The organism is Klebsiella sp. GB_Kp056, assembly GCF_040064755.1.
GTDB classification, from domain to species: Bacteria; Pseudomonadota; Gammaproteobacteria; order Enterobacterales; family Enterobacteriaceae; genus Klebsiella; species Klebsiella quasipneumoniae.
This window is the reverse complement of sequence record NZ_JBEAJA010000054.1, coordinates 297,463-319,289: the sequence shown is the minus strand read 5'-3', so window position 1 is coordinate 319,289 and position 21,827 is coordinate 297,463. Positions and strand designations below refer to the sequence as shown.

Sequence of the window (21,827 nt, the reverse complement as noted above, 5' to 3'; positions counted from 1 at the left end):
GCTCGTCGGGCTCATAACCCGAAGGTCGTCGGTTCAAATCCGGCCCCCGCAACCAACATTACAAACACCCTCAAGGGTGTTTTTTTGTTTCTGCGCTCCGCGAATCCGCTACAGAATTCCGGGAACGGCGCAGCGCCGCTCCCTTACCTTCTCAGCCCTTCGGCAACACAATATTGCTCGCCGCCAGCATCCCCATTTCGTGATACATCGCGCAGGCCGCTTCCACGATCGGCATCGCCAGCGCCGCGCCGCTGCCTTCGCCCAGACGCATCCCCATGTTGAGATACGGCTCCAGCTCCAGGTGCGCCAGCGCGATACGCGCCCCCTTCTCCGCCGAATAGTGCGACGGGATAAGATAGGGTTTCACCTGCGGCGCCATTCGGCACGCCGCCAGCGCCGCGGCGTAGGAGAGGAAGCCATCGAGCACCACCGGCAGACCGCAGGAGGCCGCGCCCAGCATTACCCCCGTCATCCCCAATAAATCAAAACCGCCCACTTTCGCCAGCACGTCCAGACCATCATGCGGATCAGGGCGGTTAACGGCGATGGCTCGTCGTACCACCTCAACTTTATTGCCAATCTTCGCCAACGGCAGATTAGCGCCAATGCCTACCACCTCCTGGGCATCGCTGCCGGTCAGGACGCTGACAATCGCCGCCGCCGGGGTGGTATTGGCCATTCCGAGCTCCCCGACGCCAAACAGCGTGACGCCATCCTCCGCCAGCCCCCGGGTATAGCGCATCACCTCCAGCAGCAGCTCTTCCGCCTGGCTGCGGCGCATTGCCGGACCAACGGCGATATTGCCGCAGCCGCGCGCCACGCGCATGTTGATGACGCCCGGTATCAGCTCGGCATCGATTCCAACATCAATCACGTGCATCTTCGCGCCCGCCTGCGCCGCCAGTACGCAAACGCCGGTTTTGCCCAGCGTCATATTCGCCGCCTGAATTGCGGTCACCGCTTTTGGCGAAATAGCGACCCCTTCGTCCCACACGCCGTGGTCGGCGCACATCACCAGCAGCGCCTTTTTTTTCACCTGCGGCACGCCGTCAAGACCGGGCATGCCCGCCAGCTGCACGGCAAGATCTTCAAGGCGTCCAAGGCTGCCGGGCGGTTTCAGCAGACCATCAATATGAAGCCGGGCGCGCGCCATCGCGTTTTCATCAGGCGCCGGGATCGCGCCCAGTAGAGAGGTTAAGCTTTGCATAGAGGTTCTCGTCTTGTTGGCTGGCTCATGGCAGAGCCAGCAGGAAGAATAACGCCCGTTACGGCGCGCCTGGCCTATTTGATTTTTACGCCAATGCCCGACACCACCAGCCACACCTCGTCCGCCGCCGCCGCCAGGCGCTGGTTGACGCGCCCGGCGATATCACGGAAATGACGGGCAAGACGGTTTTCCGGCACAATCCCCATCCCTACCTCGTTGGTCACCAGCACCACGCGGGCCGGGCAGCGCTGGCAGGCGGCAATCAGTACCGCGATTTCGGCGTCGATCGCCCGCTCCATCGCCGCATAATCCCAGCCGTCCGGCGAGCTGTCGCCCCCCAGCGCAAACAGCAGGTTGGTCACCAGGGTGGTGATGCATTCCAGCAAAATCGCCTCCTCCGGGGCGATATCCGGGGTGATCAGCTCATCAAGCTGCTGCCAGCGCTCGGCGGTGCGCCAGTGCGCGGGCCTGCCGTCGCGGTGGTGCTGGATCCTCGCCGCCATCTCGTCATCAAAGACCTGCGAGGTGGCGATATACAGTACCTGCGGCGCATGGGCGATCAGCGCTTCGGCATGGCGGCTTTTACCGCTGCGCGCCCCGCCGGTCACTAAAGTCAGCATACGGGCTCCTGATGTTGACGCATGATGGCGTAGATTTTTTCGATATCGATATGCTGACGCATCGCGTCCGCCAGCAGATCGAACTGGCGCGATTTATACTGTGCATACTCGAAATCGCTATCCAGCGCCGCCAACCCTTTACGCTGGCGCAGGCCGTTAACCAGCGCGCGGGTAAAGGCATCGCTATCGAACAGGCCGTGCAGATAGGTGCCAAACGCCAGGCCGTCATCGCTGACCGCGCCGTCCGCCACGCTCAGGCCGCCTTTATGTAATTGCATCAGCGAACGACAGCCGTCGCGCAGCTCGGTTTCGCCCATATGAATTTCGTAGCCGCTTACCGCCAGCCCCGCCGTTGCCGCCAGCCACGCCGGCAGCGCCGGAGCCAGAGTCGCCGTGACCTGGGTCGTCGTTTTGCTGTGCGCAAAGTGGGTGACGGTATTGAGCAACCCCAGCCCCGGCTGGGTGCCAAGCCCCGACTCCACCTCATCGATAATGGTTTCGCCGAGCATCTGATAGCCGCCGCAGATCCCCAGCACCGGTACGCCCTGACGCCGGGCCTGCAGTACCGCATGCGCCATGCCGCTCTCGCGAAGCCAGCCCAGGTCGCCGAGCGTATTTTTACTGCCCGGCAGGATAATCATATCCACCCCCGCCAGCTCCTGCGGCTGGCGAACATAGCGGACGCGGACGTCCGGCTGCGCCGCCAGCGCGTTGAAATCGGTAAAATTAGAGATATGCGGCACCTGGACCACGGCAATCTCAATATCTCGCCTGTCGGTGCGCAGGTATTTCCCTTTTTGCAGCGCGACGCCGTCTTCATCTTCAAGATCGACGTCCAGCAACGGCATGACGCCGAGCACCGGGACGCCGGTGAGCGCTTCTATCTGCTCGATCCCGGAATACAGCAGCGCCACGTCGCCGCGAAATTTATTGATAATCACGCCCTTGACCCGCGCGCGCTCGCGATCGTGCAGCAGCGCGAGCGTGCCGTAGATAGAGGCGAATACGCCGCCGCGATCGATATCCGCCACGAGGATCACCGGGCACTGGGCCATCTCGGCCATGCCCATATTGACGATATCGCGATCGCGCAGATTGATCTCCGCCGGACTGCCCGCCCCTTCCAGCACCAGCACATCATGTTCGGCGGCCAGGCTGTTATAAACCGCGAGGATCTGTTCGCGCAGGCGCGGTTTATATTCGTGATAGCTCACCGCGTCCATATCGGTCGCCACCTTGCCCATCAGCACCACCTGCGCTTTGCGGTCGCTGGTTGGCTTAAGCAGCACCGGGTTCATGCGCACATCCGGGGTAATGCCCGCCGCTTCGGCCTGGAAAATCTGCGCGCGGCCCATCTCTTTGCCATCCGGCGTAATACCGGAATTGAGCGCCATATTCTGCGATTTAAACGGCGCGGTGCGCTGCCCGTCCTGATAAAAGATGCGGCACAGCCCCGCGACCAGCACGCTTTTGCCGACGTCAGAAGCGGTGCCCTGTAACATAATTGCCAGCGTCATGACGCCTCCTTCATCGCGTTGCTTCGCATCCGCGTAAAAAATTCTTCTTCGGTTTTACACAGCGGCAGCCCGAGCTGCGCGTGCAATTTCACCAGCCACGGCTGGGTGAGCCCGGCCCGGGCCATCAGTTCGCTGCGGGCAAACACCTCCCCGGGTTCGCCGTGCACCAGCACTTCGCCGCGGCGTAACACGTAAACCGCATCGCTGATTTCATAGATCAGATCGATATCGTGGCTGGAGATCGCCACGTGGTTGCCCCGATCGGCAATACGCTTAATGATGTCGATCATCTGCGCGCGTCCCGAAGGATCGAGACCCGCCGTCGGCTCGTCGAGCAGTAAATAGCGCGCCTGCAGCACCAGCGCGCCGGCTATCGCCACGCGCTTTTTCTGCCCGTGGCTCAGGCACTGAATCGGCTGGTGACGAAACCCCTGGGCATCGACGAGAGTCAGGGCATCGTCCACCCGGCGGGCAATTTCCTCTTCCGCAACCCCCAGGTTCCGCAGGCTAAAGGCGATATCGCTGTCGATATCGGTATAGAAAATCTGCTGGTCCGGGTCCTGGAAAACGGTCGCCACCTGCTGACGCAGCGCCAGCAGGCCGCGCTTGCTGTAGTCCAGCGGTTTTCCCTGCCATAGCACCGCCCCGCTCTGCGGGCGCAGCAGACCGCTCAGGTTCATAAACAGCGTGGATTTTCCGCAGCCGTTCGCCCCTACCAGTCCGGTCACGGCGTGATGGGAAAAATCCAGCGTCAGCCCCTTCAGCACCGGCTCGTCCTGATAGCGAAACCAGAGATCGGTCGTGGCAAGCATACTTATCCTTAAAGGTGAAAATCACCCTGATACAGTTTGATATCCAGCGTGGTGCTCATCTGCTGGTAGCGGATCATCACCCGGGTAAACAGCAGTCCTACCAGCATCGCCAGCGAACGATAGCCCTTCGGCACGCTACGGTAGCCAAAACGTAATGTTTGCGCACGGTGAATCGCCAGCGCTTCGTCTAACAGAATAAAAATAAAACGCCAGGTTAGCAGGATTTGCTCGGTCAGCAGCCGCGGCACCCGCCCACGCTTGAGCAGCACAATAAGCTGCGGGAACGGCAGATTCAGCACCAGCCAGAAGGTGGACGCCAGCGCCGCCAGGCTGCGCCAGAAGGTCTGATTGGCGGTCGTCAGCCCCTCCGATGTGATGCCCAGCCAGACGCTGCCCAGCGGCAGGCTCACCAGCAGATCCTGCGGATTGCGGCTGATGCTAAACAGAATGGTCAGCACACCGATCAGCAGGAAGCCAAACGGCAGCGCCATCCAACGGCACCAGCGCCACGGCGAGACCCGCAGCAGCCAGCAGGTTAAGGCGGCAATCAGCGCCATTTCGATACCCTGCCCCAGCGGAGGCAGGGTAAAAGCCAGCACCATCAGCAGCAGCCAGAACAGGAACTTGCGCTCCGGCGCGACGTGAAACCAGCGGCTCTGATAGCTGAGTCGGTCAAACCCGGTCATCACGGCGCTGTCTGCCTTTGCTGTAGCCCAGAATATAGAAAATGACCGCCGCGCCGAGAGAGCCCTGGAGCGTAAACAGCAGGCTCTCAATTTCTCCGCTCGCCGGTTCGTACAGCGGCTGGAACCATGGCTCATAATGCGGCGCGACCACCTGAATCTGGCTCTCCGCCTCGCCGTCCGAGCCGCCGAATTCGCCGCCATGATCGACAAAGAACGGCAGGATCACCAGCGCCACCACCATGGCGAACAATATCAGCGTCTTTTTCATGTTAATGCCCCTGTGCGGTAATCAGCTGACGTTTGGTCAACTGGTCGTAGATCATGACGGTTAACAGCCCTTCAGCAATGGCGATCGGGATCTGCGTCAGGCAGAAGATCCCCATAAACTTGACGATCGATCCGCTCGCGCCGGCGGCGGGATCCGGGAAGGCCACGCCGAGCTGTACGGAGGTGACAAAGTAGGTCACCAGATCCGCCAGCATCGCGCAGAGAAACACCCCGACGTCGCGGCGAATGCCCGCGCGGCAGGCCATTTTCCACACCATATAGCCGACCACCGGCCCGATGACCGCCATCGACATCCCGTTCGCGCCGAGCGTCGTCAGCCCGCCGTGCGCCAGCAGCAGCGCCTGGAACAGCAGCACGATGGCGCCAAGGATCGCCACCACGCCAGGCCCGAAGAGAATCACCGCCAGGCCGACGCCGGTCGGGTGGGAACAGCTGCCGGTTACGGAAGGAATTTTCAGCGCCGAGAGGACAAAAATAAACGCCCCGCACAGCGCCAGCAGCACCTTCTGATTGTTATCTTCCTGCACAATGCGGCGCAGGCGCACCAGCCCGTACCACAGGCAGGGTAAAAACAGCAGCCACCATGCCAGGGCCCACATCGGCGGTAAAAAACCCTCCATGATGTGCATCGCGAAAGCCTTTTCGGGAACCACTATCAGCAATAGCGCCGCAGCTAACCCGCTGAAAGACAGCTGTTTTAGCTGTTGTTCAAGTTTCATTCTGCATACTCCCACTGTTTATTGACCAGAATGGTCGAGAAATAGGGCAGCGGCTGGTCGTCGCTGACGTCATTGAGATGGCGCCAGCACTGCTCGCCCGGCAGCGTGGCTTCAGACATCATCAGCGCGGCATCCAGCAGACCGTTTTTCGCCAGCAGCGCTTTGATGCGGGGAAACCGCCCGTACACTTTCATCAGCACCAGGCTTTCATGCTGGCGCAGCGCCTGCTCGATTTCCGTTTCCGGCGCGGTGCAGGAGATCACCGCCAGCGATTGCTGCTCCATGGCCAGCGGCGTTTTTGAACGCGCGGCAATGGCGGCAAAAGAGGTGACGCCGGGAACAATCTCCAGCCACTCCGGGCAGCCGATACGCTGGAGTAAGAACACCCAGGTGCTGAACAGCATGGCGTCGCCGAGGGTAATAAAGCCGACCTGCTTGCCCGCTTCCACTTCCTGAACCAGCGCGGCGGCAACCTCATCCCACACCGCCTCTTTTTCCGCGCTGTCGGCGCTCATCGGGAAATGGCAGCAGCGTACTTCGGTCCGTTCGCCGATATACTCGCGCACGATGGAGAGCGCGAGGCTGTCGCCGCCTTTACGTCCGGCGGGCGCGTAGAGAATGTCCAGCGTGCCCAGCACCCGCGCCGCGCGCACGGTGATCAGGTCGGCGGCGCCAGGGCCGGTACTTAAGGCATATAGTTTACCGCTCATGCCGCCTCCTCCATTGCCAGGCTCAGCGCCTGCTGCAGGTGAGCGACGAACATTGCGCGCACCGCCGGATTCTCTCCCAGCCCGTTCAGCCACGGCGTCGCCGTGATACCGGCGGCGTTGAACAGCGTTTTCCAGGAGTCCTCTTCGTCCGAGGCCATATCGTTAATGGCGTGATCGCCGGCCACCAGCATCAGCGGCATCAGGTGCACGCCCTTCACCCCCTGCTGGCGCAGGCTATCGATAAGAATATCGACTTCCGGATAGCTCTCGACCGCGCCGACCCGCGCCGGAAATCCCTTCGCCGTCATCATATGATCCAGACAGGCGTAGGCGGCGAAAGCGTGATGGCTGGCGCCGTGGCCCATAAAGACCACCGTTTCATCGGCGGCAAGCGGCGGCATCTGCTGGCGCAGCGCCTGCATCAGCTGGACATAATCGTTATGGCTGCTCAGCAGCGGCGCCCCCAGCGTCAGGCGGAGGAACAGCGGGCGCAGGCTTTGCACTTCGCGGACGATCTTTTCATACTCATCGCCGTTGATAATGTGCAGCGACTGAATCGCCACATCCTGGTAGCCCTGCTCGGCCAGCTTCTGCAATGCCTGCAGCGGCGTATCAATCTCGATACCGTCGCGCTGTTTGAGCTTGCGGATAATCATCCCGGAGGTGAAGGCGCGAAACGTGTCGCGGTCCGGACAGCTGGCCGCCAGCTCGCGCTCGCAGGCGACGATGTTCTTTTCACAGGTGTCGGGATAGCTGGTGCCAAAACTGACCACCAGAAGCGCTTTTTTCATTTCTGACTCCTTAAGCAGCGGCCAGCCAGCGCGATAAGCGCCGGGCAAAGGCAGCCTGACTTTCCAGTAACTCTTCACCCGTCACCAGCGGCGCCGGGCGCGTAATCACGATGCAGGGGATACCGGCATCCAGACAGGGTTGTACTTTTTCCTGATAGCCGCCTTCGGCGCCGGAGGCTTTGGTGATCACCACGTCGGCCCGGCACTGGCGGTAAAAAGCGGCGTTGAACGCGGCGCTGAACGGCCCGCACAGGGCGAAAATCTCGCCTACGCCAAACCCCAGCGCGGCGCATTGCGCGATGACATCGGCGACCGGCAACACCCGGGCCAGCAGCGTTTTGTCACCTAATCCCGCCCGCCAGCGCGCCAGATCTTTACTTCCCGTGGTGAGCAGCACGCGCTGGCCGAAACGCCGCGCCACCTCGCAGGCTTGTTCAATGCTCTCCACGGTATAGAGCAGCGGATGCGTCAGGCCGCTCAGCTGCTCCGGGCGCTGATAGCGGCTCAGCAGCACGCCGGCGGTTTCACAGGCCCGGACGATATTGCGGCTTACCGCTTCGGCGTAGGGGTGCGAAGCATCGATCACCCAGCGGGTCCGGTTAGCCTTCAGCCAGGCGATCATCTCCTCCAGCTCGAGGCGCCCGCAGCGCACCTGGCCGCGAATATCCCCCGCCAGCTGCTGACCGGTGGGCGTCGCCACCGACAGGGTGTAGGGGACCTGCGCCGCGTCAAGCTGCTGACACAGCGCCCTCGCGTCGCTGGTTCCGCCCATCACCAGCACCTCGCCGTGGCTCACAGCACGTAGCCTCGCGGGGTGATCATCAGGCCATCCTGGATATACGTCGCTTTGTTGCCGACGATCACCAGGCTGGTCATATCGACCGGTGCAAAATCCATCTCCCCCAGGGTAGTCAGCCATTTCTCCTGTTTTTTACGTCCGGCGGATTTCACGACTCCCACCGGGGTCTGCGCGCTTTTACTGGCCGACAGCAGCTCAAAGGCGCGCGCCAGATGGCCCTCGCGGCCGCGGCTGCGCGGATTGTAAAAACAGATGACGAAGTCGGCTTCCCCGGCGGCGACAATGCGTTTTTCAATCACCGGCCACGGGGTCAGCAGGTCGCTGAGGCTGATATGGCAGAAGTCGTGCATCAGCGGCGCGCCCAGCAGCGAGGCGGCGGCAATGCTGGCGGTCATCCCCGGGATCAGGCGGACTTCCACATCCAGCTTCTGCTTGCTGACCAGTTCAAGCACCAGTCCGGCCATGCCGTAAATACCGGCATCGCCGCTGCTGATCAGCGCCACGTTATGTCCGGCCTGCGCCAGCTCAATCGCCGCCTGGCAGCGCTCAATCTCTTTGCACATTCCGGTTTTGATCACCTGCTTATCGCCGGTAAAGGCTTTCACCAGGTGCGTGTAGGTCTTATAGCCAACGACGATTTCCGCCGCCTGCAGCGCTTCAATGGCCTCCATGGTCATCATGGACTGCGAGCCAGGGCCGATTCCGATTACGCTTAACATCAGTGTGAAACTCCCAAAGTAATAGTGACGCCCTGTTCGCGCAGGGTTTCGCCTAACAGTTGCCCATGGCTCAGCAGCCAGGCCGCCGGACCGGATACGCTCCCCACGCCGACGGTTTTTCTGACGAACGATGAAGCGGGAAAGTGATGCTCATGCTCGCGCAGGGCATCAGCGGGAAAGGTTTCGAACGGTACGCGACAGCAGGAAGCCAGCTGAATCAGCCCCTGCTCGTGCTGCTTCAGCGTGACGCTGCCGATAGCTTTCAGCGCCAGCGGATCCAGGCGCTGCGCCTCAAGCTGGCGCGCCAGCAGCGCCGCTAATAGCGGGAATGGCGTATCGCGGCGGCAGCCAATGCCGGCGACCACCCGCTGCGGCACCAGCTTCCAGTGCGGCACGGCGATCGGCGGCAGTTCGTTGCGCAGCGTGACGCAGACCAGCGCATCCAGCTCGGGAAGCTGGTGCAGATCGGTCACGGTGATAAACCCCCGCCGGTCGCAGTGGCGGACGTCTTCATCCAGTTCGTCGTCCCACCACAGACCGACGCGCTGATGGCTGACCAGCATCTGGTTGACGGTTTTCACCGCCGCGCGGAAGTCGCTCATCCGGGCATTAAGCTGGAATGCCAGCGTATCCAGGGCCGCCAACTCGTTGACGTCGGTGGCGGTGGTGATCACCGGGTCGGCGCCGAGCATCCCGGCCAGATAGCGGCTGAGGGCATTCGCGCCCCCCGCATGGCCGGAAAGCAGGCTAATGACGTGCTGGCCGCGCTCGTCAATCACCACCACCGCCGGGTCGCTGAACTTATCATTGACCAGCGAGGCCAGCACGCGTACCGCGATCCCGGTGGCGCCGATGAAAATCAGCGCCGAATAGCTGCTGAAGGCCTCGCGCGCGGCGCTGGCAAAACCGTTTTCAAAGGGGAGAAAACCCTCTTCCAGCAGCTTCTCGCTGGTAAAGCAGGTTAACGGCAGCATCGCCGCCAGCCGTTTCGCCAGCCGAACGCCCCCTGGCGTCAGGCAGAAAAGCGCGATTGATTCAGGCTTTACGGTATTCATGGCTAAAGTCCGCCGCGTAGAGTTTTGAGTAGTGATACTCAGAGCCCAGGAAATTCCCGACCAGAATGAGCGCCGTTTTGCGGATCCCCGCCTCGCGTACCTTGTCGCCGATATCCGCCAGCGTACCGCGTACGGTCTGGCTTTCCGGCCAGGTCGCTTTATAGATCACCGCCACCGGCGTGATTGCCGGATAGCCGCCTTCCATCAGGCGCTCCGCTACCCGGTGAATGCGCTGCACGGAAAGGTAAATCGCCATTGAAGTCTGGTGGCTGGCAAATGATTCAAGCTGCTCGCGCGCCGGCACCGGCGTGCGCCCTTCAAGGCGGGTGATGATCAGGCTCTGGGAGACTTCCGGCACGGTGTACTCGACGCCCAGCTCCGCCGCCGCGCCCAGAAACGCGCTGACGCCCGGCACCACCTGCCAGTCGATACCGCGTTTGGTGAGCTCTTCGCCCTGCTCGCGGACCGAGCCGTACAGCGACACGTCCCCGGTCTGTAAACGCACCACCGTTTTCCCGGCTTTAACGCCGGCTTCCATCAGGTCGAGAATTTGCTCCAGATGCAGTTCGGCGCTGTCGTGACACTCCGCCCCAGGCGGGCAGTACTCCAGCAGCGCGGTGTTTATCAGCGACCCGGCGTAGATCACCACCTGGGCCTGCTGCAGCAAGCGGTAGCCCTTGAGGGTAATCAGCTCACGGTCGCCCGGCCCTGCGCCAACGAACCACACACAACGGGGGTCAAATGTCTCAGCCATGGTTTTCTTCCTTCTGACAGGCGATAACAAAAACGGGATTATTCGGTTTGAAATAGTGGCCGCTGCCCAGAGAGGTCAGCGATGAAACGTTCAGCTGCAGGCAATCAACCTGTTCGATTCCCTTCAGCCGCAGATAGTCGAGAGCGGCGTTCAGGTTCTCCTGCAGGATAAAGGTCATCACCAGGCGACCGCCGGGGTAGAGCTGCTGCCACGACCAGTCAATCAGTTCGTCGAGGCGGCCGCCGCTGCCGCCCATAAAAATGGCGTCGGCCCGCTCGGTCATCACCATCGGCGCTTCGCCGGGCAGGATCTCAATGTTGCCGCAGGTGAAATGCTGGCGGTTTTCGTCCAGCAGCCGGAGAGCCGCGGGGTTGCGTTCGATGGCGGTTACCTGCAAAGAGGGATACTGCAGCGCCGCCTCAATCGACACGCTGCCGGTACCGGCGCCGATATCAATCAGGTGGCTTGCCCGGTGCAGTTCAAGTTTGGCCAGCGCCAGCGCGCGAACCGCCTCTTTGGTCATCGGCACCTTCTCGCCGCGCAGAAAAAGCTCATCTTTCATCGAGGATCACCACCGCGTTCATCTCATATTCGCCGTCGACCTCACTGACCGGTAGCCAGTGGATCCGCTCGTTATCCATCGCCAGATTTTCGCCAATCACCATCCAGCGATACCCTTTACCCCGCGCCGCCAGCTGGGCGGCGATTTCCCGCGGCCCGCAGCGCCCGTCGGTCACCATCGCCACCTTGCGCTGGCGCGCCAGCTCATCAAAACAGACGTCTCGCCCGTGGCTGCTGGTCAGCCAGATATCGTTCATATCGATACCGGCCTTCGCGCAGAGATACTGCACCGCGCTGATGCCGGGGATAATGCGCACGCGCTCGATGCCAAAGTGGGCGATCAGCCGCGTACCGATGCCGTAAAACAGCGGGTCGCCGGAGGCCAGCACCACCACCTTCTGCACGTCACGCTCGCCGAGCCATTCCAGCAGTTCGGCGATATTGGCGCCCAGCGCAAACCGTTCGCCGTCAAACTCAGGGAACTGCTGCAAATGCCGCTTGCCTCCCACCAGCGCGTCCGCGCTGGCGACTGCGTCCCGCGCCGCCGGCGTCATCAAATGCAGGCCTGACGGGCCCATGCCGACAACCGTTAACATGACATCTCCCGCGCAATCTCGGCGATCGGGCGATTACTGCCGAGGACCTTGTTATCAAAGGAGAACATGATGGCGTCGCAGACGGGCGGCGTTTTGGTAAAACGCAGCATCTGCATCACCCGCAGGCAGATGCGTTCAGCAAGATGGTTATAGATAGGCTGAAAACCGTACGCGTCGATGTGCTCCATCGCCGCTTCGGTGGTATCGCATTCGCTCACCAGCTGCAGCAGCGCCAGCGGCGCCCCCAGCAGGGCCAGATGCGCGACCAGCGTTTCCATCCGCGCATCGGCGATATGGCTGTGGGTGTGGAAGATCCCGGCGGCGACTTTAATCAGCTTGCCGGGATGGCCAATCAGCACAATCTGACGGAACCCGAGGCGGACGGCCTCTTCAATCATGTAGCCGACGAAGTTGCTCATGGTGACCACCACCTGCGAGTCGATGCCCATCTGCTCGCGTACGAAGCGTTCACCGTGGTTGCCCGGCACCAGCACCACCCGCTCCAGCCCCGCCGCGCGCTTAATTTCCAGCTCCAGCGACAGCGAACGCTTCCAGCTCTCCTCTGACATCGGCGTCACGATACCGGTGGTGCCGATAATCGAGATACCACCCAGGATCCCGAGCCGCGAGTTATAGGTTTTCTGCGCCCGCGCCTCGCCCTCCGGGGCGAAAATCTCTACCGTCGCCCCGCGCGATGGGCCTATCGCTTCGCGCACCGCCGACTCAATGGTGTGGCGCGGGGTGCGGTTAATCGCCGGGCTGCCGATGGGCAGGCCGATCCCTTTGCGGGTGACTGTGCCGATACCTTCGCCGCCGCGCAGGGTTATCTCGCCGGAGTCGTCGAGCGTCACGCGAGCGAAAATCAGCATCCCGTGGGTGGCGTCAACGTCATCGCCGCCGTCTTTACGGATGGCGGCGATCGCCTGCTGCCCTTCAACGTGCGGCGACTCGACGTTAAGGCACAGGGTGACGCCGGAAGGGGTGACAATGGAGACCTGATGAATCAGATGCTGACGCATCACCATCAGCGCCGCGACCTTTGCTGCCGCCGTCGCGCAGGATCCGGTGGTATAGCCTTTGCGCAGCGCCTTGCCGTTGTGCCACACCGGGGCGTTGAAGGATTGCTCGCTCATCTCGCCCCCTGTAAGTGGTACAAAATGGCGTTGACGATAGCGGCGGCGACGTTGCTGCCGCCTTTACGACCCAGCGCGGCAATGCCCGGCAGGCCGCTCTGCGTCAGGGCCTCTTTCGACTCCGCCGCGCCGACGAAGCCGACCGGCACGCCAATCACGCCGTTGACCGCGACATCATGCTCCAGCAGACGAAACAGCGCGGTGGGCGCATTGCCGAAAACAAACACCTTCTCGCCCTCTTCGGCAACCGCAATATCGACCGCCGCCATCGAGCGGGTCATCCCCTGCGCTTTGGCCTCCGCCACCACGCGCGGATCGCTGATATAGCAGCGGCACTCGCCGCCGAATTTCGCCAACAGAGTTTTATTGATCCCGGACAGGGCCATGGTGGTATCGGTATAAAGCGTGCAGGGCTGGCTCAGGGCGGCGCTTAAGCGAGGAAGCACGTCGGGCGAAAACCACAGAATATCCAGCCAGTCAAAATCAGCGGTGGTGTGGATCACCCGCTTGATAATGGCTTCGTGTAGCGGGCTGGCAAAGCGGTAGTCCGGGCGGGTCTGCGCAATAATGTCGCCAATAATGTCGAAGCTTTTCGCCTCAATCGCCTGCGGTTGCTGGATATAGTGCATTCATTTGTCCTCAGGCTGCGCCGACCAGCCAGAACCGGATCGCCATAAACAGCGCCAGCGCCAGGGTCGAAGACACCCACATCAGTCGAATCGTTCGGGAAATATCGTCTACGGAAACGTCGCGCGTCGCCTCGCCAATCCACGGCTTCTCCACGCGCTGACCAAAGTAATCGTTAGGGCCGCCAAGCCGGATGCCGAGCGCCCCGGCGACGACGGCCTCCGACCATCCGCAGTTTGGGCTGCTGTGGTTGTAGCGATCGCGCCAGCCGATGCGCAGCGCACGGCCACTCGCTTCACCACAGAGGAGAGCGGCGAGGCTGATAAGCAGCCAGCTCAGGCGAGCGGGGATAAAGTTGGCGACATCATCAAGGCGGGCGCTGACCATGCCGATGGCGCGGTATTTTTCGTGCTTATAGCCGACCATCGAATCCAGGGTGTTGACCGCTTTATAGGCCATCGCCAGCGGCGCGCCGCCGAGCAGCAGGAAGAAGAGCGGCGCGATAATCCCGTCAACGGTGTTTTCCGCGACGGTTTCCACCACCGCGCGATTAATCTGCTGCGGCGCAAGCTGCGTCGTGTCGCGCCCGACAATCCATGAGAGTTTGACGCGGCTTTCCGCCAGATCCCCCGCGCGCAGCGGGCGCTCGACGTCCCGCGCCGACTGCGCCAGGCAGCGTCCGGCCAGCACGGTGAAAATCATCCAGACCTCAACCAGCCAGCCAAGCCACGGATGAATCCTCTGCGCCAGCGTCAGCACGCCCCAGCAGACGCTCCACGTTAGTCCGACCACAACTATCCACATCACCCCGCCGCCGACGCGCAGGGCGACATCGCTACGGCAATAGCGGCGCACGCCGCGCTGAACGGCGGCGATCAGGCTGCCAATCCAGCGCACCGGATGCGGCCAGCTCTGCGGGTCGCCGATGATAAAATCGAGGAGCCAGGCAACGCCCCATGCCAGCAGCGTCATAGCGCGCTCCTTGCCGCAGCCAGCCAGTGGTTAAGCATGGTGGGGCGCTGCGCAAAGTGCAGGTGCAGATAGCTGGCGAACGTGTTGCCCACCTGCCAGCCGCCGGACCACTGCTGAAGGGTCATACCGTCGCGGACCTTGCGGCAGGCCAGAACCGCCGGGGACTCGGGAGTAAAATCCGAGTAGTGAAATTCATGCCCGCGCAGGGTTTCGCCGGGCGCCGCCAGCAGCGTTTGCCGCATCGCCCGCGCCTCGCAGTAGCCAAAGCGGGTAAGCCGTTTGCCCATCTTGCTGTGGCCGGGGATCAGGTTGGCCATCGGATAGATGTCGCCGCTGGCGTCTTGCAGGGAGCTGCCGAGATACATCAGACCGCCGCATTCGGCGTAAATCGCCACCCCGCGCCGGTGCGCCTCCCGCAGCTGCGCCAGCATCGGTGTATTGGCCGCCAGCGCGGCAGCATGAATTTCCGGATAGCCGCCGCCGAGCCAAATCATCTGGCACGGTGGCAGCTCGCTATCGTGCAGCGGGCTGAAGCGCACGATATTCACTCCGCAGCGTTCAAGCAGCGAGAGGTTATCCGGGTAGTAAAAGTTGAAGGCCTCGTCGTCGGCCAGCGCCAGCGTCAGGCCCGCGCCAGCATCAGGAGACGGCAGCGCCGGCCACTCCCCGGCGGGTAGGATGGAGAGCTGGCTGAGGGTAAGAAGCTGTTCAATATCCAGGGTTTGCGCCAGCGTGTGGGCAAAATCGCGCCACGGCTGCTGGTTAACCAGCGACTCGCGGGCGGTAACCAGTCCCAGATGGCGTTCGGGTAGCGCCACCCCTTCCACTCGCGGTACGTAGCCGAGCACCGGCAGCTCGCAGTAGCGTTCAATGGCGCCTTTGAGAAGCTGATAATGGGATTCGCTGTTGACGCGATTGACGATAACGCCGGCGATATTCAGGCTGGGGTCGAAGTGTTGAAATCCCATCACCGTGGCGGCGATGGAGGTGGAAACCGCTTTGCCATCTACCAGCAAAATGACCGGACAGCCGAGCTGTTTAGCCATCGCGGCGGTGCTGCAGTAGCCCGGGTCGGTACCGAAGCCGTCATACAGCCCCATCACGCCCTCAATGACCGCGATATCCGCCCGCTGCATCTGTTCGCAAAATAGCGCGTTAAGCACCGGCTCCGGGAGCATAAAGCTGTCGAGGTTGCGGGAAGCGACGCCGCTGACGGCGGTGTGCCAGCCGGTGTCGAGGTAGTCCGGGCCGACTTTGCAGGGCTGAACCCGCATGCCGCGCTGCTTCAACAGGCTGAGCAGGCCAAGCGTGACCGTAGTTTTACCACAACCGCTGCCGGTTCCTGCGAGAATAAATGCGTGCTGCCTGGCTGCCATACCCCGATCCTGTGCCGGGTGGTAGGGCTGCGTGCATTCCCAGTCTTTCGACTGTACGCATCTGAGCAACCCACTTCCCACCGAAGTTGTTGATTATTACCGACAGGCAGGTCTTCTGGCTTAGCGTCATCCTCTCCCATCCTTCCCAATCCGCTAAGCAGATCAGTGGTCATACCCGTCATACTTCACGTTGTATGTGCGTTGGCTTTACTTGTTCACCCCAGTCACTTACCTGTGTAAGCTCCTGGGGATTCACTCGCTTGCCGCCTTCCTACAACGCGAATTATTTAGCGTATATATGGGTTCGTCAGCATCACAGCAGCGGGGGCTGCGGGGGATTCACACCCCCTTCCCTGGCGCCTGTCGGTTTAGTCCGTCATGATTCGAGCGGGATGAAACCCACTTGAATGATTCCCGGAACATCTTACGGAAGCAGGATGGCTTCCGTCGTGTTTAATTTTTAAATACCAAAGCTATTTCATTACGCCGATGGCGCGCTGAAAGCCATTTCGGATATCACTCTATCCCATCAAATAAATAAAAACTGGTGCAGTTTATCGTTCTCTCATTATTATTTTGTTGCGCTATGACAATTTATTGCTGTGAATGAGATATTTTCATTTTAGAATGAGCAGGATACGCGGGTATAACAAAAACTGGCGATAACAAATTATTGTCATTTAAACTGACTCAGTTTGTGATCTGGCGTTAATTTGCTGGCGATAGGCCTGCGGAGTCACCTGATAGGCCTGGCGAAAAACTTTGCAAAAATAACTGGTTTGCGAAAATCCTAAATTCCGCGCAATGCTGGCGATGCTCCAGTCGCTGTGGCAAAGCAGCTCTTTGGCGCTCACCATCCGCTGATGGTTCACCCAGGCATTAAAGCCAATACCCTGATATTTTTTGAACAACTTACTGAAGTAATAGGGGCTGAGATAGACGTGAGCGGCGACGTCTTCCAGGCGAAGCTCGTCGGATAAATGGGCGTCAATGTAGCGCAGCGCCTTCTTCATTTTGCTGTCATGAGGGCTGGCGACCCGGCTGGCGCGCGCAGGTTCCGGCTGCTGGGGATTATCTTTAATCACCACAAAGTTGAGCTGTTTTTTCAGGCAGTTTTCGACGATGAGCTTCAGTAAATCAGCAGAAGCAATCACTCTGGCGTAGTCCATTTCCGGCACGTCGCGAAACGCTTTAAGCAGCTCAGGGTCGGCCTGCCAGCGGTCATCGACGTTGAGGATATCGACCAGTTCAACATCGTTGCTTAAGCGCACCTGGCCGCAAAGCACAAAGCCCACAAGGTGCCCGGCAATGACCAGAGGAATGGAGAAATCGGTTAACCCGGCGTGGCAGCGGTAGATACAGAGCTGATCGGTTTTAGACGCCTCAAGCCCGCCGCAGCGGTCGCTCATTCGACAGCGGGTGCTGTGCTGGGGATGCTGGCGCATCAGCTGGCAAAAAGGGGTGAAGTTAAACAGTTCAGATATTTCATCACCATGAATATTGACGACCACCACCGCCAGACTGGTGGCCTGCGCAAAATCCTGTGCGATTTTATTAATGAGTTCTGAGTTCAGTGTGCTCGCAGAAATCATGATAAAACCTCTCAGTTAATTTTTTGTTATAAATAAAACATTTCTTTAATATTTACTTCCTTTCATCATCCATTGCCGCCAACGATAAAAGAATAATACGATAGCAAAAGTCTCCCATCCGTGGGAGACGTTTTTGGCGAGTTCGTGATACCGGTTCATGAAAATTTTTGGCTATTTCAGCCGTGACCTTAATCCTCTAATTTACAGGTATTACACGGTAGATTATTACCAATCAGATAACGATAGATGGCCGCGCCGAGACAGGCGCCGATCAGTGGCGCAATAATCGGCACAATAAAGTACGGAATATCCCTTCCGCCGGTCATCGCGATATCGCCCCAACCCGCCATCCACGTAAACAGCTTCGGCCCAAAATCACGCGCCGGATTCATCGCAAAGCCGGTCAGCGGCCCGGTTGAAGCGCCAATGACCGCCACCAGCAGGCCGATCAGCAGCGGGGCCAGCGGCCCTTTCGGTACGCCGTTGCCGTCGTCGGTCAGCGCCATAATCATCCCCATCAGCATGGAGGTGATCACCACTTCAACCAGCGCCGCATGCCAGATGCTCAGCGATGCCGCCGGGTAGGTGCTGAAAATACTCGCCAGCTGCAGGCTCTCTACGCTGCCGCGAGCGATATGGTGGGCGGATTCAAACTCGGTGAACATCGTGCTGTACAGCACATAGGCCAGCACCGCGCCGCCAAAGGCGCCGGCAACCTGTGAAACGATATAGGGGAAAACTTTTCGGCCGGGAAAGCAGGCAAACAGCCATAACGCGACGGTCACCGCCGGGTTGAGATGCCCGCCGGATATTCCCGACGTCAGATAGACGGCAAGCGAGATCCCCAGACCCCAGATAATGCATATCTCCCACAGTCCGAGGCTGGCGCCCGCCACCTTTAACGCGCTCAGGCAGCCGATGCCGAAAAACAAAAACAGCCCGGTGCCCAGAAACTCGGCGGTACATTGCGCTTTTAACGAATCATTCATGGTGACACCTTCTTAGCAGAGTTCGTGTCCTGACCAGCCAACATCCTGCTGGCAGTAGAGTACAACGCGCACCACTATATGAACTCCCGTCCGCAAATTGTTGGCAACCTGCTGACGGCAGCCTCCGGAAAATTCGGGTATCAATAACAAATTATTGTCATTAAATAACGCAGAATTGCATTGCTCACGCGCGGATTTCGCCATTATGCCACCGCCATGGCATGCAAAAATATTGCTAAAACCAGTTCATCGTTTTCCAACAAACATCACAAATCAGTTTCTCGCGCATAGCAGATAAAATTAAAATCGTCATGAACAAATTTGTAAATATGGAATATACAAAACAAGATAATCACATCAGCGCAAATAAAAACAACAAATAAAATCAAATACTTAAATAAATAAACGACAATTTTATCTTATCCAATACCCACTATTTTTTCACCATCACATTGAAGTCAGCCATTCTTTTTCCTCGCATCTTCTTATAGTCCCCACTATCGGAACACTCCATGCGAGGTCTTTATGCAACAAGAAGCACTAGGAATGGTAGAAACCAAAGGCTTAACCGCAGCCATAGAGGCCGCTGATGCAATGGTTAAGTCAGCCAATGTGATGTTAGTGGGCTATGAAAAGATTGGCTCCGGGCTGGTAACCGTCATCGTGCGCGGCGATGTTGGCGCGGTAAAAGCGGCCACCGATGCGGGCGCCGCCGCCGCACGTAACGTGGGTGAAGTGAAAGCCGTACACGTCATCCCACGCCCTCACACCGATGTAGAAAAAATCTTACCGAAGGGAATTAGCCAATGAGCAGCAATGAGCTGGTTGAACAGATCATGGCTCAGGTGATTGCCCGCGTGGCAACGCCGGAACAGCAGGCCATCCCTACTGAAAACCATCCAATACGAGAGACGGCTATGGCAGAAAAAAGCTGCAGTTTAACGGAATTTGTCGGGACCGCTATTGGCGACACCCTGGGCCTGGTTATCGCCAACGTCGATACCGCCCTGCTGGACGCGATGAAGCTTGAAAAGCGCTATCGCTCCATCGGCATTCTCGGCGCCCGCACCGGCGCAGGCCCGCACATTATGGCGGCGGACGAAGCGGTGAAAGCCACCAACACCGAAGTGGTCAGCATTGAGCTTCCGCGCGATACCAAAGGCGGCGCAGGCCACGGTTCGCTGATTATTTTAGGCGGCAACGACGTTTCCGACGTTAAGCGCGGGATTGAAGTGGCGCTGAAAGAGCTCGACCGCACCTTCGGCGATGTTTACGGCAATGAAGCCGGACATATCGAGCTGCAGTACACCGCCCGCGCCAGCTACGCCCTGGAAAAAGCCTTCGGTGCGCCGATTGGCCGCGCCTGCGGCATTATCGTCGGCGCACCGGCCTCCGTTGGCGTGCTGATGGCCGATACCGCCCTGAAGTCAGCCAACGTAGAAGTCGTGGCGTATAGCTCTCCGGCGCACGGCACCAGCTTCAGTAACGAAGCCATCCTGGTGATTTCCGGCGACTCCGGTGCGGTCCGCCAGGCAGTCACCTCCGCGCGCGAAATCGGTAAAACCGTCCTTGCGACCCTCGGTTCTGAACCGAAAAACGATCGCCCGTCCTACATCTGATACCCACGAGGCTGATTCATGAGATCGAAAAGATTTGAAGCACTGGCGAAACGCCCTGTGAATCAGGACGGCTTCGTTAAGGAGTGGATCGAAGAAGGCTTTATCGCGATGGAAAGCCCGAACGATCCGAAACCGTCGATAAAAATCGTTAACGGCGCGGTGACCGAGCTGGACGGGAAACCGGTGAGCGATTTTGACCTGATCGACCACTTTATCGCCCGCTACGGCATTAACCTGAATCGCGCCGAAGAAGTGATGGCGATGGATTCGGTTAAGCTGGCCAACATGCTGTGCGATCCTAACGTTAAACGCAGCGAAATCGTCCCGCTGACCACCGCGATGACGCCGGCAAAAATTGTCGAAGTGGTTTCGCATATGAACGTCGTTGAGATGATGATGGCGATGCAGAAAATGCGCGCCCGCCGCACCCCATCCCAGCAGGCGCACGTCACCAACGTCAAAGATAATCCGGTACAGATTGCCGCCGACGCCGCCGAAGGCGCATGGCGTGGATTTGACGAACAGGAAACCACCGTTGCGGTAGCGCGCTACGCGCCGTTCAACGCCATCGCGCTGCTGGTCGGCTCGCAGGTAGGCCGTCCGGGCGTACTGACTCAGTGCTCGCTGGAAGAAGCCACCGAGCTGAAGCTCGGCATGCTGGGCCACACCTGCTACGCCGAAACCATCTCCGTCTACGGTACCGAACCGGTCTTTACCGACGGCGACGACACGCCGTGGTCGAAGGGTTTCTTAGCCTCCTCCTACGCCTCTCGCGGTCTGAAAATGCGCTTCACCTCCGGCTCCGGCTCCGAAGTGCAGATGGGCTACGCCGAAGGCAAATCCATGCTTTACCTGGAAGCGCGCTGCATCTACATCACCAAAGCCGCGGGCGTACAGGGCCTGCAAAACGGTTCCGTTAGCTGCATCGGCGTGCCGTCTGCGGTACCTTCCGGCATTCGCGCGGTGCTGGCGGAAAACCTGATCTGTTCGTCGCTGGATCTGGAGTGCGCCTCCAGTAACGACCAGACCTTCACCCACTCCGATATGCGTCGTACCGCGCGCCTGCTGATGCAGTTTCTGCCGGGGACCGACTTTATCTCTTCCGGTTATTCCGCGGTGCCGAACTACGACAACATGTTCGCCGGTTCCAACGAAGATGCCGAAGACTTTGACGACTACAACGTCATCCAGCGCGACCTGAAGGTGGACGGTGGTCTGCGTCCGGTTCGCGAAGAAGATGTTATCGCCATCCGGAATAAGGCTGCCCGCGCGCTGCAGGCCGTTTTTGCCGGAATGGGGCTGCCGCCGATTACCGATGAAGAAGTTGAAGCCGCGACCTACGCCCACGGTTCGAAAGATATGCCGGAACGCAACATCGTCGAAGACATCAAGTTCGCCCAGGAAATCATCAATAAAAACCGCAACGGCCTGGAAGTAGTGAAAGCGCTGGCGCAGGGCGGGTTCACCGACGTTGCCCAGGACATGCTCAACATCCAGAAAGCCAAGCTGACCGGAGACTATCTGCATACCTCCGCAATTATCGTCGGCGATGGGCAGGTGCTGTCAGCCGTCAACGACGTTAACGACTATGCCGGTCCGGCAACGGGCTATCGCCTGCAGGGCGAACGCTGGGAAGAGATTAAAAACATCCCTGGCGCTCTTGATCCCAACGAGATTGATTAAGG

The 21,827-nt window shown here is 59.8% G+C and carries 24 protein-coding genes and 1 riboswitch; of the genes, 3 read left to right on the top strand and 21 right to left on the bottom strand.

From position 1 onward, the window contains the following. Positions 1 to 151: 151 nt before the first annotated feature. The 21 genes from cobT to pduF all read right to left on the bottom strand — a co-directional run bounded on the left by cobT (position 152) and on the right by pduF (position 18,523). A complete protein-coding gene (gene cobT / locus ABLV52_RS16930) occupies positions 152 to 1,207 on the bottom strand; it encodes a nicotinate-nucleotide--dimethylbenzimidazole phosphoribosyltransferase (protein ID WP_348890649.1) in 1,056 nt (351 codons plus the stop codon). A gap of 74 nt (positions 1,208 to 1,281) precedes the next feature. Further along, positions 1,282 to 1,827: a bifunctional adenosylcobinamide kinase/adenosylcobinamide-phosphate guanylyltransferase gene (gene cobU, locus ABLV52_RS16925; RefSeq protein WP_044524577.1), complete on the bottom strand. Its 546-nt coding sequence runs from the start codon at positions 1,825 to 1,827 to the stop codon at positions 1,282 to 1,284. Beyond that, a complete protein-coding gene (locus tag ABLV52_RS16920) occupies positions 1,821 to 3,344 on the bottom strand; it encodes a cobyric acid synthase (RefSeq protein WP_348890648.1) in 1,524 nt (507 codons plus the stop codon). Before ABLV52_RS16920 ends, cobU begins: the two co-directional genes overlap by 7 nt. Beyond that, positions 3,341 to 4,156, bottom strand: a complete 816-nt coding sequence (locus tag ABLV52_RS16915) for an energy-coupling factor ABC transporter ATP-binding protein (RefSeq protein WP_348890647.1) — start codon at positions 4,154 to 4,156, stop codon at positions 3,341 to 3,343. The genes ABLV52_RS16920 and ABLV52_RS16915 overlap by 4 nt, the downstream gene beginning before the upstream one ends. An 8-nt stretch (positions 4,157 to 4,164) precedes the next feature. Further along, complete coding sequence (locus ABLV52_RS16910; protein WP_348890646.1) at positions 4,165 to 4,842, bottom strand: energy-coupling factor ABC transporter transmembrane protein; 678 nt, start codon at positions 4,840 to 4,842, stop codon at positions 4,165 to 4,167. Continuing rightward, positions 4,829 to 5,110 (bottom strand): energy-coupling factor ABC transporter substrate-binding protein, encoded by a 282-nt coding sequence (locus ABLV52_RS16905; RefSeq protein ID WP_004105092.1) that lies wholly within the window; start codon positions 5,108 to 5,110, stop codon positions 4,829 to 4,831. The genes ABLV52_RS16910 and ABLV52_RS16905 overlap by 14 nt, the downstream gene beginning before the upstream one ends. Position 5,111: 1 nt before the next feature. Continuing rightward, a complete protein-coding gene (gene cbiM, locus ABLV52_RS16900; protein ID WP_023290867.1) occupies positions 5,112 to 5,849 on the bottom strand; it encodes a cobalt ECF transporter S component CbiM in 738 nt (245 codons plus the stop codon). Continuing rightward, positions 5,846 to 6,559 carry a cobalt-factor II C(20)-methyltransferase gene (locus ABLV52_RS16895; protein WP_004105097.1) on the bottom strand — a complete coding sequence of 238 codons (714 nt, stop codon included), beginning with the start codon at positions 6,557 to 6,559 and terminating at the stop codon, positions 5,846 to 5,848. The genes cbiM and ABLV52_RS16895 overlap by 4 nt, the downstream gene beginning before the upstream one ends. After that, positions 6,556 to 7,350, bottom strand: a complete 795-nt coding sequence (locus tag ABLV52_RS16890; RefSeq protein ID WP_004105099.1) for a sirohydrochlorin cobaltochelatase — start codon at positions 7,348 to 7,350, stop codon at positions 6,556 to 6,558. Before ABLV52_RS16890 ends, ABLV52_RS16895 begins: the two co-directional genes overlap by 4 nt. 10 nt (positions 7,351 to 7,360) lie before the next feature. Beyond that, positions 7,361 to 8,146, bottom strand: coding sequence for a cobalt-precorrin-6A reductase (locus ABLV52_RS16885; RefSeq protein WP_004105100.1), 786 nt, complete (start codon positions 8,144 to 8,146; stop codon positions 7,361 to 7,363). Beyond that, the gene (locus ABLV52_RS16880; protein WP_004105101.1) at positions 8,143 to 8,868 is read right to left on the bottom strand and encodes a precorrin-3B C(17)-methyltransferase; all 726 of its coding nucleotides are present in this window, start codon (positions 8,866 to 8,868) and stop codon (positions 8,143 to 8,145) included. Before ABLV52_RS16880 ends, ABLV52_RS16885 begins: the two co-directional genes overlap by 4 nt. Further along, positions 8,868 to 9,923: a cobalt-precorrin 5A hydrolase gene (gene cbiG, locus ABLV52_RS16875; RefSeq protein WP_348890644.1), complete on the bottom strand. Its 1,056-nt coding sequence runs from the start codon at positions 9,921 to 9,923 to the stop codon at positions 8,868 to 8,870. Before cbiG ends, ABLV52_RS16880 begins: the two co-directional genes overlap by 1 nt. Further along, entirely contained in the window at positions 9,904 to 10,677 is a 774-nt protein-coding gene (locus ABLV52_RS16870) for a cobalt-precorrin-4 methyltransferase (RefSeq protein ID WP_348890643.1), read from the bottom strand. Before ABLV52_RS16870 ends, cbiG begins: the two co-directional genes overlap by 20 nt. Beyond that, positions 10,670 to 11,239, bottom strand: a complete 570-nt coding sequence (locus ABLV52_RS16865) for a decarboxylating cobalt-precorrin-6B (C(15))-methyltransferase (RefSeq protein ID WP_032453946.1) — start codon at positions 11,237 to 11,239, stop codon at positions 10,670 to 10,672. Before ABLV52_RS16865 ends, ABLV52_RS16870 begins: the two co-directional genes overlap by 8 nt. Continuing rightward, positions 11,229 to 11,834, bottom strand: a complete 606-nt coding sequence (locus ABLV52_RS16860) for a cobalt-precorrin-7 (C(5))-methyltransferase (protein ID WP_240247433.1) — start codon at positions 11,832 to 11,834, stop codon at positions 11,229 to 11,231. Before ABLV52_RS16860 ends, ABLV52_RS16865 begins: the two co-directional genes overlap by 11 nt. Continuing rightward, the gene (cbiD, locus tag ABLV52_RS16855) at positions 11,828 to 12,967 is read right to left on the bottom strand and encodes a cobalt-precorrin-5B (C(1))-methyltransferase CbiD (protein ID WP_348890642.1); all 1,140 of its coding nucleotides are present in this window, start codon (positions 12,965 to 12,967) and stop codon (positions 11,828 to 11,830) included. The genes ABLV52_RS16860 and cbiD overlap by 7 nt, the downstream gene beginning before the upstream one ends. Beyond that, the gene (locus ABLV52_RS16850) at positions 12,964 to 13,596 is read right to left on the bottom strand and encodes a cobalt-precorrin-8 methylmutase (protein ID WP_004133657.1); all 633 of its coding nucleotides are present in this window, start codon (positions 13,594 to 13,596) and stop codon (positions 12,964 to 12,966) included. Before ABLV52_RS16850 ends, cbiD begins: the two co-directional genes overlap by 4 nt. A gap of 10 nt (positions 13,597 to 13,606) precedes the next feature. Further along, the gene (cbiB, locus tag ABLV52_RS16845; protein ID WP_348890641.1) at positions 13,607 to 14,566 is read right to left on the bottom strand and encodes an adenosylcobinamide-phosphate synthase CbiB; all 960 of its coding nucleotides are present in this window, start codon (positions 14,564 to 14,566) and stop codon (positions 13,607 to 13,609) included. Further along, positions 14,563 to 15,942, bottom strand: coding sequence for a cobyrinate a,c-diamide synthase (locus ABLV52_RS16840; protein WP_348890640.1), 1,380 nt, complete (start codon positions 15,940 to 15,942; stop codon positions 14,563 to 14,565). Before ABLV52_RS16840 ends, cbiB begins: the two co-directional genes overlap by 4 nt. Before the next feature lie 87 nt (positions 15,943 to 16,029). Then, positions 16,030 to 16,321, bottom strand: a riboswitch (cobalamin riboswitch). A gap of 301 nt (positions 16,322 to 16,622) precedes the next feature. Next, positions 16,623 to 17,534, bottom strand: coding sequence for a regulatory protein PocR (gene pocR, locus ABLV52_RS16835; protein WP_023290877.1), 912 nt, complete (start codon positions 17,532 to 17,534; stop codon positions 16,623 to 16,625). Positions 17,535 to 17,722: 188 nt separating this feature from the next. Further along, positions 17,723 to 18,523 (bottom strand): propanediol diffusion facilitator PduF, encoded by an 801-nt coding sequence (gene pduF, locus ABLV52_RS16830; RefSeq protein WP_004105118.1) that lies wholly within the window; start codon positions 18,521 to 18,523, stop codon positions 17,723 to 17,725. Positions 18,524 to 19,048: 525 nt separating this feature from the next. On the opposite strand from pduF, the gene pduA reads away from it, so the two are divergent. The 3 genes from pduA to pduC are packed head-to-tail and all read left to right on the top strand — an operon-like array spanning position 19,049 to position 21,825. Next, entirely contained in the window at positions 19,049 to 19,333 is a 285-nt protein-coding gene (pduA, locus tag ABLV52_RS16825) for a propanediol utilization microcompartment protein PduA (protein WP_001183618.1), read from the top strand. Further along, complete coding sequence (gene pduB, locus ABLV52_RS16820) at positions 19,330 to 20,142, top strand: propanediol utilization microcompartment protein PduB (RefSeq protein WP_004105122.1); 813 nt, start codon at positions 19,330 to 19,332, stop codon at positions 20,140 to 20,142. Before pduA ends, pduB begins: the two co-directional genes overlap by 4 nt. Positions 20,143 to 20,160: 18 nt before the next feature. Beyond that, complete coding sequence (gene pduC / locus ABLV52_RS16815; RefSeq protein WP_004105132.1) at positions 20,161 to 21,825, top strand: propanediol dehydratase large subunit PduC; 1,665 nt, start codon at positions 20,161 to 20,163, stop codon at positions 21,823 to 21,825. Positions 21,826 to 21,827 lie beyond the last annotated feature (2 nt).

What these genes read in the sequence shown, in the direction of transcription:
- ABLV52_RS16895 (WP_004105097.1), bottom strand. Translation starts at nt 6,559, where the DNA reads ATGAGCGGTAAACTATATGCCTTAAGTACCGGCCCTGGCGCCGCCGAC.
- ABLV52_RS16865 (WP_032453946.1), bottom strand. Translation starts at nt 11,239, where the DNA reads ATGAAAGATGAGCTTTTTCTGCGCGGCGAGAAGGTGCCGATGACCAAA.
- cobU (WP_044524577.1), bottom strand. Translation starts at nt 1,827, where the DNA reads ATGCTGACTTTAGTGACCGGCGGGGCGCGCAGCGGTAAAAGCCGCCAT.
- ABLV52_RS16880 (WP_004105101.1), bottom strand. Translation starts at nt 8,868, where the DNA reads ATGTTAAGCGTAATCGGAATCGGCCCTGGCTCGCAGTCCATGATGACC.
- pduF (WP_004105118.1), bottom strand. Translation starts at nt 18,523, where the DNA reads ATGAATGATTCGTTAAAAGCGCAATGTACCGCCGAGTTTCTGGGCACC.
- cbiD (WP_348890642.1), bottom strand. Translation starts at nt 12,967, where the DNA reads ATGAGCGAGCAATCCTTCAACGCCCCGGTGTGGCACAACGGCAAGGCG.
- ABLV52_RS16910 (WP_348890646.1), bottom strand. Translation starts at nt 4,842, where the DNA reads ATGACCGGGTTTGACCGACTCAGCTATCAGAGCCGCTGGTTTCACGTC.
- pduC (WP_004105132.1), top strand. Translation starts at nt 20,161, where the DNA reads ATGAGATCGAAAAGATTTGAAGCACTGGCGAAACGCCCTGTGAATCAG.
- cbiM (WP_023290867.1), bottom strand. Translation starts at nt 5,849, where the DNA reads ATGAAACTTGAACAACAGCTAAAACAGCTGTCTTTCAGCGGGTTAGCT.
- ABLV52_RS16850 (WP_004133657.1), bottom strand. Translation starts at nt 13,596, where the DNA reads ATGCACTATATCCAGCAACCGCAGGCGATTGAGGCGAAAAGCTTCGAC.
- ABLV52_RS16890 (WP_004105099.1), bottom strand. Translation starts at nt 7,350, where the DNA reads ATGAAAAAAGCGCTTCTGGTGGTCAGTTTTGGCACCAGCTATCCCGAC.
- cbiB (WP_348890641.1), bottom strand. Translation starts at nt 14,566, where the DNA reads ATGACGCTGCTGGCATGGGGCGTTGCCTGGCTCCTCGATTTTATCATC.
- ABLV52_RS16860 (WP_240247433.1), bottom strand. Translation starts at nt 11,834, where the DNA reads ATGTTAACGGTTGTCGGCATGGGCCCGTCAGGCCTGCATTTGATGACG.
- pduB (WP_004105122.1), top strand. Translation starts at nt 19,330, where the DNA reads ATGAGCAGCAATGAGCTGGTTGAACAGATCATGGCTCAGGTGATTGCC.
- ABLV52_RS16905 (WP_004105092.1), bottom strand. Translation starts at nt 5,110, where the DNA reads ATGAAAAAGACGCTGATATTGTTCGCCATGGTGGTGGCGCTGGTGATC.
- cbiG (WP_348890644.1), bottom strand. Translation starts at nt 9,923, where the DNA reads ATGAATACCGTAAAGCCTGAATCAATCGCGCTTTTCTGCCTGACGCCA.
- ABLV52_RS16840 (WP_348890640.1), bottom strand. Translation starts at nt 15,942, where the DNA reads ATGGCAGCCAGGCAGCACGCATTTATTCTCGCAGGAACCGGCAGCGGT.
- ABLV52_RS16870 (WP_348890643.1), bottom strand. Translation starts at nt 10,677, where the DNA reads ATGGCTGAGACATTTGACCCCCGTTGTGTGTGGTTCGTTGGCGCAGGG.
- pocR (WP_023290877.1), bottom strand. Translation starts at nt 17,534, where the DNA reads ATGATTTCTGCGAGCACACTGAACTCAGAACTCATTAATAAAATCGCA.
- cobT (WP_348890649.1), bottom strand. Translation starts at nt 1,207, where the DNA reads ATGCAAAGCTTAACCTCTCTACTGGGCGCGATCCCGGCGCCTGATGAA.
- ABLV52_RS16920 (WP_348890648.1), bottom strand. Translation starts at nt 3,344, where the DNA reads ATGACGCTGGCAATTATGTTACAGGGCACCGCTTCTGACGTCGGCAAA.
- pduA (WP_001183618.1), top strand. Translation starts at nt 19,049, where the DNA reads ATGCAACAAGAAGCACTAGGAATGGTAGAAACCAAAGGCTTAACCGCA.
- ABLV52_RS16915 (WP_348890647.1), bottom strand. Translation starts at nt 4,156, where the DNA reads ATGCTTGCCACGACCGATCTCTGGTTTCGCTATCAGGACGAGCCGGTG.